The sequence below is a fragment of the Kangsaoukella pontilimi genome, from assembly GCF_009830125.1.
In the GTDB taxonomy this organism is placed as follows: domain Bacteria; phylum Pseudomonadota; class Alphaproteobacteria; order Rhodobacterales; family Rhodobacteraceae; genus Kangsaoukella; species Kangsaoukella pontilimi.
In genome coordinates, this window is the sequence record NZ_WUPT01000001.1 from 1,492,088 (window position 1) to 1,504,419 (window position 12,332).

Below are 12,332 nucleotides of genomic sequence, written 5' to 3' on the forward strand. Positions count from 1 at the left end.
GGTGCAGCCGCGCATTTGCTCTAGCTTGAGACAGGCATATCACAGCGAGGGGCCGACCCATGACCAACCCGCCCGCCTTCACCATGGGGATCGAAGAGGAATACCTCCTTGTCGAACCCGAGACGGGCGCACTCGCCTCCGCACCGGACGCCATGATGGACGCCTGCGCGGAACGGCTCGAAGGCCAATTCAGCCCCGAGTTTCTCGCCTGTCAGGTCGAGGTCGGCACGCAGGTCGCCGCCAATATCAATGAGGCGCGCGAGGACCTGCGCCACCTCCGCGCTACCGTGGCCGAGGTCGCAGCCGAGTTCGGCCTCGCCCCCATCGCCGCCTCCTGCCATCCCTTCGCGGACTGGAAGGAACAGCACCACACTGACCGCGAGCGCTACAACGATCTGGAACGGGCGCTCGCGGGCGTCGCGCGGCGGATGCTGATCTGCGGAATGCACGTTCATGTGGGCGTCGAGGACAAGGACACCCGCATCGACCTGATGAACCAGCTCATGTATTTCCTGCCGCACCTGCTGGCGCTCTCGACCTCCTCGCCTTTCTGGCAGGGGCAGGATACCGGCCTCGCCTCCTACCGGCTGACGGTGTTCGACAACCTGCCTCGCACCGGTCTGCCGCCGCGTTTCTCGGGCTGGTCCGAATACCAGCGCACGGTCACGGCGCTGACCTCGCTCGACATCATCGAGGACTCGACCAAGATCTGGTGGGATCTCCGCCCCTCGCACCGCTTCCCCACGATCGAAAGCCGGATTTGCGACGTCTCGCCCAGGCTGGAAGACACTCTGACCATCGCCGCGCTGACCCAGTCGATCACCCGGATGCTCTGGCGGCTGTCGCGCTCGAACATGCGCTGGCGCATCTACGATACCTTCCTTGTGGGCGAAAACCGCTGGCGGGCCCAGCGGTTCGGGGCCTCGGAAGGGCTGATCGACTTCGGCCGAAACGAGATCAAGCCGATGGAGGACCTGCTGGCCGAGCTTCTGGATCTGATCGAAGAGGACGCCGGTATCCTGCGCTGTACCGAAGAGGTGCACCGCGCCCCGGAAATGGTTGCCGGTGGCACCAGTTCCGACCGTCAGCGCCGCGTCTATGCCGGCGCGCGCGAGGCGGGCGAGGATCATCAGGGCGCTCTTCGTGCCGTCGTGAACCACCTGATCGAGGAATTCACCGCCGACCTCTGACTTGCCCGGCCTGTCCGGCCACGTTAACTGGACAAGTGTTCAATTCCTGCGGAGGACGCCATGGATTTCGCCCTGTCGGACGAACAATCCGCCATCTTCGACATGGCCCGCGCATTTGCCACCGACCGGATCGCGCCCCATGCCCGGCAATGGGAGACGGACGGCACCATCCCGAAAGACCTCTGGACCGATATCGCCGCCCTCGGTTTCGGCGGGCTCTATGTCAGCGAGGACGCAGGCGGCGCGGGTCTCACCCGGCTCGACGGCACCATCGTCTTCGAAGCGCTCTCGGGCGCCTGTGCCTCTGTCGCGGCGTTCCTGTCGATCCACAACATGTGCGCCGCAATGGTCGCGGCCCACGCCCGGCCCGAGACTCGCGACAGGCTCCTGCCCGACGTGATCGCCATGCGTCGACTCCTGTCCTACTGCCTGACCGAACCCGGCTCGGGCTCCGATGCCGCCGCGCTCCGCGCCCGCGCCACCCGCACGGACACCGGCTGGAGCCTCACTGGGACCAAGGCGTTCATCTCGGGCGGCGGCTATTCCGATGCCTACATCGTCATGGCCCGGACGGGCGGCGACGGACCGGATGGCATCTCTGCCTTTCTGGTCGAAGACGGCACGCCCGGCCTCTCCTTCGGCGCTCTTGAGGACAAAATGGGCTGGAAAAGCCAGCCGACCCGACAAGTGCACTTAGACAATTGCAACATTCCCTCCGCCAATCTCCTTGGAAATGAGGGGGACGGTTTCAAATATGCAATGAAAGGCCTCGATGGCGGCCGCCTGAACATCGCCGCCTGTTCCCTCGGCGCCGCGCAGGCCGCGCTGGACAAGACGCTCGCCTACATGGCCGAGCGTCAGGCCTTCGGTCAGCCCCTCGACCGCTTTCAGGCACTCCAGTTCAAGCTGGCCGATACCGAGATCGAGCTTCAGGCCGCCCGCACTTTTCTCCGCCACGCCGCCTGGGCCTTGGATACCGCCCAACCCGACGCCACCCGACGCTGCGCCATGGCCAAGGCCTTCGTGACCGAGGCCGCAAGCCGCGCCGCCGACACCTGCCTTCAGCTTCACGGCGGATACGGCTATCTGGCGGATTACGGCATCGAGAAGATCGTGCGCGATCTGCGCGTGCATCGTATTCTCGAAGGCACCAACGAAATCATGCGGGTGATCGTCGCCCGCGATATGCTGAAGACCAGATGAGCGACATTCACATCCGAAAAACGGGCCGGACCGGCCGCATCACCCTGACCCGCCCGGACGCGCTGAACGCGATCACGTGGGACATGGTCGAGGCGCTGAGCGCCGCCCTGCCGCGCTTCGCCGCGGACGACGACGTCACGATGCTGGTTATCGACGGCGCGGGCGACCGTGCCTTCTGCGCGGGCGGCGATATCGCCGGCATCTATGCCGCGCTAAAGGCCGGAGACCATGGCGAGGTGCGCCGCTTCTGGCGGGCCGAATACCCGCTGAACCTCGCCCTCTTCGACTTCCCCAAACCCGTGGCGACCTTCCTGCAGGGCTTCACCATGGGCGGCGGCGTCGGCATCGGCTGCCACGGCTCGCACCGGGTGGTGGGCGACACCTCCCGCATCGCCATGCCGGAATGCACCATCGGGCTGGTGCCGGACGTGGGCGGATCGCTTCTTCTGGCGCGGGCGCCGGGACGCCTCGGCGAGTATCTCGGCACGACCGGCGCACGGATGGGGCCGGGCGATGCGATCCACGCGGGCTTTGCGGATTACTATATCCCCGAGGCCGCGTGGCCCGACCTGATCGCCCGTCTCGAAGAGACCGGCGACTGGAACGCGATCGACGCGGCGGCCATGCCCGCTCCGGACAGCCCGCTCGCGTCCGAGCAGCCCTTGGTCGACACCCATTTCGGCGGCGAAACGCTCCGCGATATCCTCACCTCGCTTCGAGGCGACGAGACCGACTGGACCCACGCCACGCTTGACCGTCTGGCAAGGAACGCACCGCTGGCCATGGCCACCGCCGTGCAACTGATCCACCGAGCCCGCACCCGCGACCGGATGGACGAGGCGCTTCGGCAGGAATACCGTTTCGCCCACCGCATCGTCGAGATGGGCGACTTTCAGGAAGGCATCCGCGCCGCCGTCATCGACAAGGACCGCGCGCCGACATGGCGCCACCCCGCGCCCGACGCCCCCACCCCGGCCGAGGTCTCGGCCATGCTCATGCCGCTCGGCCCGGACGACCTCACATTCCAGGAGACGCCCACATGAAAATCGCCTTCATCGGACTTGGAAACATGGGCGCGCCCATGGCCCGCAACCTCGCCGCAGCGGGCCATGACGTGACGGGCTTCGACACCGCCGCCCCCATGCCCGATGGCGTCGCCGCCGCCGACAGCGCCGCCGCCGCTGCGACCGGCGCAGAGGTGGTCGTCACCATGCTGCCCGACGGCGCGATCCTTCGCGCCGTGGCGGATGAGGTCATCCCCGCCATGACACCCGGCGCCATCCTGCTCGACTGCTCGACCGTCGACGTGGACAGCGCCCGCGCCGTCGCAGCACAAGCCTCCGACGCCGGCCTTCTTGCGCTCGACGCCCCCGTCTCGGGCGGCGTTGGGGGCGCCGACGCCGGAACGCTCACCTTCATGGTGGGCGGCCCCGAGGACGCCTATCTCACCGCCAAACCCCTCTTCGAGATCATGGGCCAGAAGGCCGTCCATTGCGGTCCGTCCGGCAACGGTCAGGCCGCCAAGATCTGCAACAACATGATCCTCGGCGTCACCATGATCGCCACCTGCGAGGCCTTCGCGCTGGCCGACAAGCTCGGCCTCGACCGGCAGGCCATGTTCGACGTGGTCTCGACCTCGTCCGGTCAGAGCTGGTCGATGAATACCTATTGCCCCGCCCCCGGCGTCGGTCCTCGGTCCCCCGCCGATAACGGCTACCGACCGGGCTTCGCGGCGGAACTCATGCTCAAGGACCTGCGCCTGTCCCAACAGGCTGCGGCCTCGGTCGACGCCGACACGCCCATGGGCGTACGGGCGCGCGACCTCTACGCTCAATTCGTCGAGGCCGAGGATGGCCGCGGCAAGGACTTCTCCGCCATGCTGCCCCGCTTCGAGAAACGCCCGAGGGGCTGACCGGATGCTCTACACGCTCGAGAATCCCGTCTTCTGGCACTACGCCGCGGCCGCGTCGGTCATGGTGCTGAAGCTCATGGGACAGGGCTGGATGACGGTTCACGCGATGCTCAGCGAGCGCGCCGGATGGGCCTCGCCCGAAGACCTGAAGAAGACCCCGCTCAACCCGAACCCCGATCCCGCACAGCTCGATCCCAACCCAAGGGTCGAGCGCAGCCGGCGGATGCATCTGAACGACCTCGAAAACATCCCCGCCTTCTGGGTCGCGGGCGCGCTCTTCGTCGCGACCGACCCGCCGCTCTGGGCCACGCTGATCGGTTTCTGGGGCTTCGTCCTCGCCCGCGCCGGCCATTTCTGGGCCTACGCGACCGCGCAAATCCACGACATCCGGGCCAGCTTCTATACCGTCGGCTCGCTTCTCGTCATGGTCATGGCCGTCTGGTCGCTTTCTGCGCTCCTCCTCGGCTGAGCCACACGCCTTCTTCTGTTCGGAAATACTCCGAGGGGGTCCGGGGGGAGCAGCGCTCCCCCCGGTCGGTCGACGCCGACGCAGTCGGCGGCGAAACCGGACCTCAGTGCGCCGACCCGGCCTGTTTCTCGGGGAAGAGCCGGGTAAAGACCGGCGCGATCGCCTTGGTCACCAAAGGGATCAGCAAAAGGCCAAGCGCAAGCCCAACGATCCCGTCGAGCGTGGCGACCACGACCCATTCTAGCAGCCCGTTCCCCTGGCCAACCGCCTCGGCGGCGTGGTGGATCGTGTCGTAAGGCCAGTGCCAGCCCAGCACCTCAAGCCCGTGAACGATGATGTTGCCCCCGACCCAGAGCATCGCCAGCGTCCCCACGGTCGAAATCAGCTTCATCAGGTAAGGCATCGCCTTGACCATGCCGCGCCCGAAGGCCCGCGTGGCCGCCAGCCGCCCGATCCGCGACAGGGTCAGCCCGGCGTCGTCCATCTTCACCAGAAGCGCCACCGCGCCATAGACCAGCGCCGTGATCCCGATCGCCACCATGGCGAGTACAAGCGCCTTGGACAGCCAGTCGTCGGATTCGATCGTCGACAGCGCCAGCGTCATGATCTCGGCCGACAGGATGAAATCGGTCTTGATCGCGCCTTTCACGCGGGTCTCTTCCAGATGCGCCGCATCCAGCGTCTCGGCCTCCTGCGCGTGGCTTTCCTCATGCGGCCGGAACAGGTGCCAGACCTTCTCGGCCCCCTCGAAACACAGATACGCCCCCCCCAGCATCAGCAAGGGCGTCACGATCCAGGGCAGGAACGTGTCCAGAAGGATCGCCAGAGGCAGCAGGATGACCAGCTTGTTGAAAAAAGACGCCCGCGCGATCTTCCAGATGATCGGCAATTCACGCGCCGCCGGCAGCCCGGTGACGTATTTCGGCGTCACGGCCGCGTCGTCGATCACGACGCCGGCGGCCTTGGCGCCCGCCTTGGCCGCGTCGTCAAGAACGCCCGCACCCACCTTGGCGCCCACCTTGGCCGCCTGCCCGGCAATGTCGTCGACCTGCGCCGCCGCCAGCTTGGCAATCGCCGCAACATCGTCCAGAAGTGCCAGAAGTCCGCTCATACCAAACCCTCTTGTCGAACCGAATAATCCGTCGCACGCCACGACCTGTCTAAAAGGCTAGGTTGCGGCAACCCCCCGTCGAGTTATTTCGGATTTTGCGAACAGCATCAAATAGCGTGGGAAGCGCAGATGATGGAACCGGTGAGACAGTCCCCGACGGAGCCCGGCTTCGTCCAGAACCCCTATCCGTTCTACGCGCGCCTGAGGGCGATGGGGGATTTCGTGTACTGGGACGAGTATGGAATGCCCATGGCCACGACCCACGAGGCGGTCATGGCCGTGCTCAAGCATCGCGACATGGGGCGCGAGGTGCCCCCCGGACAGCAGAAACCCGTCCGCCCCGAACTCCGGCCCTTCTACGATGTCGAGGCGCATTCGATGCTCGAACGCGAACCGCCCGACCACACCCGACTGAGGGGGCTTGTGCTCCGCGCCTTCACGAAGCGGCGTATCCTGCATCTGGCACCGGAAATTTCGCAAACGGCCGACCATCTCCTGTCCAAGGCGCCCTCCGGTCCGTTCGATCTCCTCGATGTCTTCGCGCGGCAGCTTCCGGTGATCGTCATCGCGCGCCTCCTCGGTGTCCCGGAAAGCCTCGCGCCCGAGCTTCTCGAATGGTCGAACCGTATGGTGGCCATGTATCAGGCCCGCCGCACCCCCGAGATCGAGGCAGACGCCGCTTGCGCCGCCGCCGAGTTCGCGGAATTCGTCCGCTCCTATGTCGAGGTGCGCCGCCGCCAGCCTGCCGACGACCTGATCAGCCACCTGATCGCCGCCGAGGAAGGCGGCGAAAAGCTCACCACCGACGAGCTGATCACCACCTGCATCCTGCTCTTAAACGCGGGCCACGAGGCGACCGTTCATTCCCTCGGCAACGCCGTGGTCCAGCTCTGGAACTTCGCCGGACGGGACGAGGCGCTCGCCCCCGAGGCCATCGAAGGCACGGTCGAGGAATGCCTGCGGTTCGACCCGCCGCTCCACATGTTCACCCGGCATGTCTACAAACCCGTCGAGATCCTCGGACAGAGGTTCGACCCCGGCGATGAGGTCGGCTGCCTTCTGGCATCGGCCTGCCGCGACGACGCCGTCTGGCCCGACGGGGACGTCTTCGACCCGTTCCGCCCGATCCGTGCCAACGCGTCTTTCGGCGGCGGCATCCACTTCTGCGTCGGCGCACCTCTGGCGCGGCTCGAGATGCAGATCGCCCTGCCGATCCTCTTCGCGCGCTTCCGGAACCTCGAACTGATCGAGCCGCCCCGCGTCGCGAACCTCTATCACTTCCGGGGCCGCGAAAAGCTGATGGTCACCACCTGATCAAAGCGGCAGCATCGTCGTCGACTTGATCTCTTCCATCGAAAGAAGCGCGGTGACGTTGTAGATCTGCACTTCCGAAATCAGCGCCTGATAGAACTCGTCATAGGCCCGTGCGTTCCTGACGCGCACCTTCAGGATATAGTCGATATCACCCGCCAGCCGATGCGCCTCAAGCACTTCGGGCCGTGATTTCAAAGCCTTGAGGAACTTCGCCTGCCAGTCCGCCTCATGGGCCGAGGTGCGGATCAGGACAAAGAAACAGGCCTCAAACCCAAGCGCCTCGGCGTCCAGGATCACGGTCTGCGCGCCGATGACGCCCGCCTCGCGCATCTTCCGGATTCGGTTCCAGACCGGGGTCTTCGACGAGCCCACAAGGCTTGCGATATCGTCCAGCGACTGGCTCGCGTCCCGCTGCAACTCGCGCAAGATTTTCCGATCCAACTCGTCCAACCGCACTGACATTCCCGTCCTCCGTCTTTTTTGGAAACACCGTTCCAGACTCACGCCGAAACGGAACATTTGTCCTTATCTGGCGCAAGTATCTGCCAATATCCAGAACAATATTCTATCTTGAGGACAAGAAATGTTCGGAGCGAGCCCATGAAGCACTTTCCCATCTTCGTCGCCGTCGAGGGCCGCCGCATCGTCGTGTCGGGCGGTGGCGAGGCCGCGCTCGCCAAGCTGCGCCTGCTTCTGAAGACCGAGGCCCGGATCACGGTCTTTGCCGAGGATGCCTTGCCCGAGATCGCCGAATTCGCCCGTGTCGGTCGCCTGACGCTGGTTCGCCGCGCGATGGAACCCGGCGACGCCACCTGCGCCGTGCTCTTCTACGCCGCCAATGACGACGATGCCGAGGACGCACGCGTCGCCGCGCTTGCCCGTGCCGACGGCGCTCTGGTCAACTGGGTCGACAACCTCGAACAGTCGCAGTTCATCACCCCCGCCATCGTCGACCGTGACCCCGTGACCGTCGCCATCGGCACCGAGGGCGCGGCCCCTGTCCTCGCCCGTGCGATCAAGGCCGACCTGGAAGAACGCCTGCCCCGCGCACTGGGCACGCTGGCCCGTGTGGGCAAAGCGTTCCGCGCCGCCGCCGAGGCGCTTCCCATGGGCCGGGCGCGCCGTGCCTTCTGGTCGGATTTCTACTTCCGCACCGGACCGCAGGCCTTTGACGAGGCAGGCGAAGACGCGCTCACGCCCGCGCTCGACAGCCTACTCGACAGGCACCTCGCCGCCCGCGCCGACGAGGGCCGCGTCAGCTTCGTCGGCTCCGGCCCCGGCGACCCCGAGCTTCTGACGCTCAAGGCGCGCCGCGCGCTGCATGAGGCTGACGTCGTGATCCACGACCGCCTCGTCACGCCCGAAATCCTCGAACTCGCGCGCCGCGAGGCCCTGATCATCGACGCCGGGAAAGAGGGCTTCGGCCCCTCCACCCCGCAGGCCGAAATCGACGCGCTGATCGTTCAGCACGCTCTCACAGGCTCCCATGTCGTCCGCCTGAAATCGGGCGATCCCACCGTATTCGGTCGTCTGGACGAGGAAATCGAAGCCTGCGAGGCCGCCGGTGTCGCATTCTCCATCGTCCCCGGCATCACGTCCGCCTCTGCCGCCGTCGCCTCCATCGGGCAAAGCCTGACCCGGCGCGGCCGGAACGCCAGCGTCCGCTTCATCACCGGCCACGACATGAAGGGCTATGCCGACCACGACTGGCGCGCCCTGGCGCGTCCGGGCGAGGTCGCCGCGATCTACATGGGCAAGCGCGCCGCGCGGTTCGTCCAGGGCCGCCTGATGATGCATGGCGCAGCCCCCGACACGCCCGTCAGCGTGATCGAGAACGCCTCCCGCCCAGATCAGCGGACGCTCTCCACCACGCTCGCAGCACTTCCCGACGACATCGCCGGCGCCGACCTGAACGGCCCCGCCCTCATCCTATTCGGCCTCGCGCCCCGCGCCGCCGCCGCCCTTGCACCCAGCTTTTCGACGGAGATCGCCCTATGACCCGCCGCCCCTTCACCCCCAAGGTCGTCACCGCCAACGCCCTTCTCGAGGGCGACGCCGTCTGGCTGACCGAGGACGACCGCTGGACCCGCGACATCGCGGATGCCGAGCTGATCGAGGACGAGGCCGTCGCCGAAGACCGGCTGCTCTTTGCGATCTCGCAGCCGGACGTCGTCGTCGGCGCCTACCTTGCCGACGCCAAACCCACCGACACCGGCCCCGCGCCCATCCATTTCCGCGAAGCGTTTCGCACGCGCGGGCCGTCCAACTATGCCCACGGCAAACAGGCCGGAGAGTAACCCCATGTACACGTACAACGAATTCGACAATGCCTTCGTCCGCGAACGGGTCGCGCAGTTCCGCCAACAGGTCGAACGCCGTATCGACGGCTCGCTCACCGAGGACGAGTTCAAACCGCTCCGCCTGATGAACGGCCTCTACCTTCAGCTTCACGCCTATATGCTGCGCGTGGCGATCCCCTATGGGACGCTCGACAGCGCCAAGATGCGCCAGCTCGCCTATCTGGCCGAGCGGTGGGACAAGGGCTACGGCCATTTCACCACGCGCCAGAACATCCAGTACAATTGGCCCAAGCTGGCCGATGTGCCGGATATGCTCGACGCGCTGGCCGATGTGGGCATGCACGCCATCCAGACCAGCGGGAACACGATCCGGAACGTGACCGCCGACCATTTCGCCGGTGCCGCGGCGGATGAGATCGCCGACCCGCGCCCCGTGGCCGAGCTTCTCCGCCAGTGGTCCACCGACCACCCGGAATTCCAGTTCCTGCCCCGCAAGTTCAAGATCGCCATCACCGGCAGCCCGAATGACCGCGCCGTGACCAAGGCCCACGATATCGGCCTCCGCATGGTGCGGAACGACGCTGGAGAGCCGGGCTTCGAGGTGATCGTCGGCGGCGGCCTTGGCCGGACCCCGATGGTCGGTCAGATCATCCGGGACTTCCTGCCGCGCGAAGACCTGCTGCCTTACGTCGAGGCCATCGTCAGCGTCTACAACCTGCTTGGACGCCGCGACAACAAGTACAAGGCCCGGATCAAGATCACCGTGGCCGAGAACGGGCTCGACACATACCGCGACCTTGTCGAGGCGCGCTTCGCCGAGCTGCGCCCCGCCTTCTCCGGCGTCGATCAGGAACTTCTGGCAGGGATCGAGGCCGAATTCGCCCCACCCGCCTTCCGCGACGCCTCCACTGACGGCTATGAAGCCCACCGCGCCGCCAATCCGGCCTTCCGCGCCTGGACGGATACCAACCTGACCGAACACCGCGCGCCCGGCTACGCCATCGTCAGCGTCTCGCTCAAGGCCCACGGCGCGACGCCGGGCGACGCCAGCGCCGAACAGATGCGCGTCCTCGCAGACCTTGCCGAACGCTTCGGCCATGACGAGCTTAGAATCAGCCACGAGCAGAACGTGATCCTGCCCCATGTCCACAAATCCGATCTGCCGCAGGTCTACGCGACCCTTCGCGCGCACGGCCTCGCCACGGCGAATATCGGCCTGATCTCGGACATCATCGCCTGCCCCGGCATGGATTACTGCGCGCTTGCGACGGCCCGCTCGATCCCCATCGCGCAGGAGATCGCGACCCATTTCGACGCGCTCAAGCTCGAACACGATATCGGCCCGCTCAAGATCAAGATCTCGGGCTGCATCAATGCCTGCGGGCATCACCACGTGGGTCATATCGGCATCCTCGGGCTGGATCGCGCGGGCGTCGAGAACTACCAGATCACCCTCGGCGGCGACGGCACCGAGACGGCCACCATCGGCGAACGGGCCGGTCCGGGTTTCTCGGCGGATCAGATCATCCCCGCCGTCGAGCGTCTGGTCATGGCCTATCTCGACCTGCGCGACAGCGCCGACGAGACCTTCCTTCAGACCTACCGCCGGCTCGGCCTGACACCGTTCAAGGCCGCGCTCTACCCCGATCAGGAGAAGAGACATGCCGCTTGAAGCCCCGCTCGAACCGGTCGCGACCCGCGTCGCGGACCTGAACCGCCGCCACGCGCATCACGCCGCCCATGACGTGCTGGCCCACGCTCTGACCGACCCGCAGGTCGGCCCGACCGCGCTTGTCTCGTCCTTCGGGGCCGAGGCAGTGGTCCTGCTTCACATGGTCGCCACCATCGACCGGACCGCACCGGTTCTCTTTGTCGATACGGAAATGCTCTTTCCCGAGACGCTGGACTATCAGGCGGACCTCGCCGCCAAACTGCGCCTGTCGAACGTCACCGTGATCCGCCCCGACCGGGACGAGACCTTCCTCGCCGACCCCGAGAACACGCTGCACGTCACCGACCCCGACGCCTGCTGCGACCTGAGAAAGACCCGGCCGCTGGAGCGCGCCCTCACCACCTACGGCGCGTGGGTGACGGGCCGGAAACGGTACCAGGGCGGCCGCCGCGTGGCGCTCGACTTCTTCGAGCCCGACGCCGCCGGCCGGATCAAGGTCAACCCGCTGGCCCATTGGTCGCCCTCGGACGTCGCGGACTACATCGACAACAACCGCCTGCCGCGCCACCCACTGGTGGCGAAGGGCTATCCGTCCATCGGCTGCCTGCCCTGCACCACCCGCGTGGCCGAGGGCGAAGACAGCCGCGCCGGGCGCTGGCGCGGTCGGCAAAAGACCGAATGCGGCATCCACGTCGCGGGCGGGCGCGCCACGCGCCCTGCCGCAGAGGAGGCAGTATGACCATCATCGTCACCGACCGGGGCTTCACGCCCGACGACTGGACCGCACCCATCGTGCCGCTGGCCGATCTTGCCGCCAATGACACCGGCCCCGTGATGGCCGTGGACCTTGCCAGCGACGCCGATCCGCAGGCTCTGGCCGGCAGGCTCGACGATATCGACCTGATCCGCGTCGATTTCCCCGGTTTTGCCGACGGGCGTGGCTTTACCATCGCGCGCCGCCTGCGCCTGATGGGCTATCAGGGACGGCTACGCGCGCGCGGTCATGTCATCGCGGACCAGTACGCCATGGCCCGCCGCTCGGGCTTCGACGAGGTTGAGATCGACGACGATCTCGCCCGCCGCCAGCCCGAGGACCAGTGGCTCGCCCGCGCCGAATGGACCGCCCATGACTATCAGTCGCGGCTCCGCGCCTGAGACGCA

The 12,332-nt window shown here is 66.7% G+C and carries 13 protein-coding genes; 11 read left to right on the top strand and 2 right to left on the bottom strand.

The genetic code is table 11. The features are described 5' to 3' along the window. Positions 1-59 precede the first annotated feature (59 nt). Genes GQ651_RS07470 through GQ651_RS07490 form a run of 5 tightly spaced genes read left to right on the top strand, consistent with a single transcriptional unit; the run spans position 60 to position 4,774 of the window. Entirely contained in the window at positions 60-1,190 is a 1,131-nt protein-coding gene (locus GQ651_RS07470) for a carboxylate-amine ligase (protein WP_160763549.1), read from the top strand. 60 nt (positions 1,191-1,250) lie between these two features. Further along, on the top strand, positions 1,251-2,393 hold the full coding sequence (locus GQ651_RS07475) for an acyl-CoA dehydrogenase family protein (protein WP_160763550.1): 1,143 nt from the start codon (positions 1,251-1,253) through the stop codon (positions 2,391-2,393). Next, positions 2,390-3,436, top strand: a complete 1,047-nt coding sequence (locus GQ651_RS07480) for an enoyl-CoA hydratase/isomerase family protein (protein WP_160763551.1) — start codon at positions 2,390-2,392, stop codon at positions 3,434-3,436. The genes GQ651_RS07475 and GQ651_RS07480 overlap by 4 nt, the downstream gene beginning before the upstream one ends. Then, positions 3,433-4,305 carry a 3-hydroxyisobutyrate dehydrogenase gene (gene mmsB / locus GQ651_RS07485; RefSeq protein WP_160763552.1) on the top strand — a complete coding sequence of 291 codons (873 nt, stop codon included), beginning with the start codon at positions 3,433-3,435 and terminating at the stop codon, positions 4,303-4,305. The genes GQ651_RS07480 and mmsB overlap by 4 nt, the downstream gene beginning before the upstream one ends. Positions 4,306-4,309: 4 nt before the next feature. Then, positions 4,310-4,774, top strand: coding sequence for an MAPEG family protein (locus tag GQ651_RS07490; protein WP_160763553.1), 465 nt, complete (start codon positions 4,310-4,312; stop codon positions 4,772-4,774). A gap of 103 nt (positions 4,775-4,877) precedes the next feature. Here GQ651_RS07490 and GQ651_RS07495 read toward each other — a convergent pair whose 3' ends face one another. Further along, positions 4,878-5,885, bottom strand: a complete 1,008-nt coding sequence (locus GQ651_RS07495; protein WP_160763554.1) for a DUF808 domain-containing protein — start codon at positions 5,883-5,885, stop codon at positions 4,878-4,880. Positions 5,886-6,017: 132 nt separating this feature from the next. Between GQ651_RS07495 and GQ651_RS07500 the strand changes: the two genes are divergently transcribed. Further along, positions 6,018-7,199, top strand: coding sequence for a cytochrome P450 (locus GQ651_RS07500; protein WP_160763555.1), 1,182 nt, complete (start codon positions 6,018-6,020; stop codon positions 7,197-7,199). Here the strand turns inward: GQ651_RS07500 and GQ651_RS07505 are convergent, their stop codons facing one another. Next, positions 7,200-7,661 carry an Lrp/AsnC family transcriptional regulator gene (locus GQ651_RS07505; protein ID WP_160763556.1) on the bottom strand — a complete coding sequence of 154 codons (462 nt, stop codon included), beginning with the start codon at positions 7,659-7,661 and terminating at the stop codon, positions 7,200-7,202. A 138-nt stretch (positions 7,662-7,799) separates the two neighbouring features. On the opposite strand from GQ651_RS07505, the gene cysG reads away from it, so the two are divergent. Genes cysG through GQ651_RS07530 form a run of 5 tightly spaced genes read left to right on the top strand, consistent with a single transcriptional unit; the run spans position 7,800 to position 12,326 of the window. Then, positions 7,800-9,197 (top strand): siroheme synthase CysG, encoded by a 1,398-nt coding sequence (gene cysG, locus GQ651_RS07510; RefSeq protein ID WP_160763557.1) that lies wholly within the window; start codon positions 7,800-7,802, stop codon positions 9,195-9,197. Next, on the top strand, positions 9,194-9,496 hold the full coding sequence (locus tag GQ651_RS07515) for a DUF2849 domain-containing protein (RefSeq protein ID WP_160763558.1): 303 nt from the start codon (positions 9,194-9,196) through the stop codon (positions 9,494-9,496). Before cysG ends, GQ651_RS07515 begins: the two co-directional genes overlap by 4 nt. Before the next feature lie 4 nt (positions 9,497-9,500). Then, the gene (locus tag GQ651_RS07520) at positions 9,501-11,171 is read left to right on the top strand and encodes a nitrite/sulfite reductase (RefSeq protein ID WP_160763559.1); all 1,671 of its coding nucleotides are present in this window, start codon (positions 9,501-9,503) and stop codon (positions 11,169-11,171) included. Continuing rightward, entirely contained in the window at positions 11,161-11,910 is a 750-nt protein-coding gene (locus tag GQ651_RS07525) for a phosphoadenylyl-sulfate reductase (protein ID WP_160763560.1), read from the top strand. Before GQ651_RS07520 ends, GQ651_RS07525 begins: the two co-directional genes overlap by 11 nt. Then, entirely contained in the window at positions 11,907-12,326 is a 420-nt protein-coding gene (locus tag GQ651_RS07530; RefSeq protein WP_160763561.1) for a DUF934 domain-containing protein, read from the top strand. Before GQ651_RS07525 ends, GQ651_RS07530 begins: the two co-directional genes overlap by 4 nt. Positions 12,327-12,332 lie beyond the last annotated feature (6 nt).

Bases quoted from the DNA above. Each gene is read 5' to 3' on its own strand.
- GQ651_RS07520 (WP_160763559.1), top strand. From the start codon at position 9,501: ATGTACACGTACAACGAATTCGACAATGCCTTCGTCCGCGAACGGGTC.
- GQ651_RS07490 (WP_160763553.1), top strand. From the start codon at position 4,310: ATGCTCTACACGCTCGAGAATCCCGTCTTCTGGCACTACGCCGCGGCC.
- GQ651_RS07525 (WP_160763560.1), top strand. From the start codon at position 11,161: ATGCCGCTTGAAGCCCCGCTCGAACCGGTCGCGACCCGCGTCGCGGAC.
- cysG (WP_160763557.1), top strand. From the start codon at position 7,800: ATGAAGCACTTTCCCATCTTCGTCGCCGTCGAGGGCCGCCGCATCGTC.
- GQ651_RS07470 (WP_160763549.1), top strand. From the start codon at position 60: ATGACCAACCCGCCCGCCTTCACCATGGGGATCGAAGAGGAATACCTC.
- GQ651_RS07475 (WP_160763550.1), top strand. From the start codon at position 1,251: ATGGATTTCGCCCTGTCGGACGAACAATCCGCCATCTTCGACATGGCC.
- GQ651_RS07480 (WP_160763551.1), top strand. From the start codon at position 2,390: ATGAGCGACATTCACATCCGAAAAACGGGCCGGACCGGCCGCATCACC.
- mmsB (WP_160763552.1), top strand. From the start codon at position 3,433: ATGAAAATCGCCTTCATCGGACTTGGAAACATGGGCGCGCCCATGGCC.
- GQ651_RS07505 (WP_160763556.1), bottom strand. From the start codon at position 7,661: ATGTCAGTGCGGTTGGACGAGTTGGATCGGAAAATCTTGCGCGAGTTG.
- GQ651_RS07530 (WP_160763561.1), top strand. From the start codon at position 11,907: ATGACCATCATCGTCACCGACCGGGGCTTCACGCCCGACGACTGGACC.
- GQ651_RS07515 (WP_160763558.1), top strand. From the start codon at position 9,194: ATGACCCGCCGCCCCTTCACCCCCAAGGTCGTCACCGCCAACGCCCTT.
- GQ651_RS07500 (WP_160763555.1), top strand. From the start codon at position 6,018: ATGGAACCGGTGAGACAGTCCCCGACGGAGCCCGGCTTCGTCCAGAAC.
- GQ651_RS07495 (WP_160763554.1), bottom strand. From the start codon at position 5,885: ATGAGCGGACTTCTGGCACTTCTGGACGATGTTGCGGCGATTGCCAAG.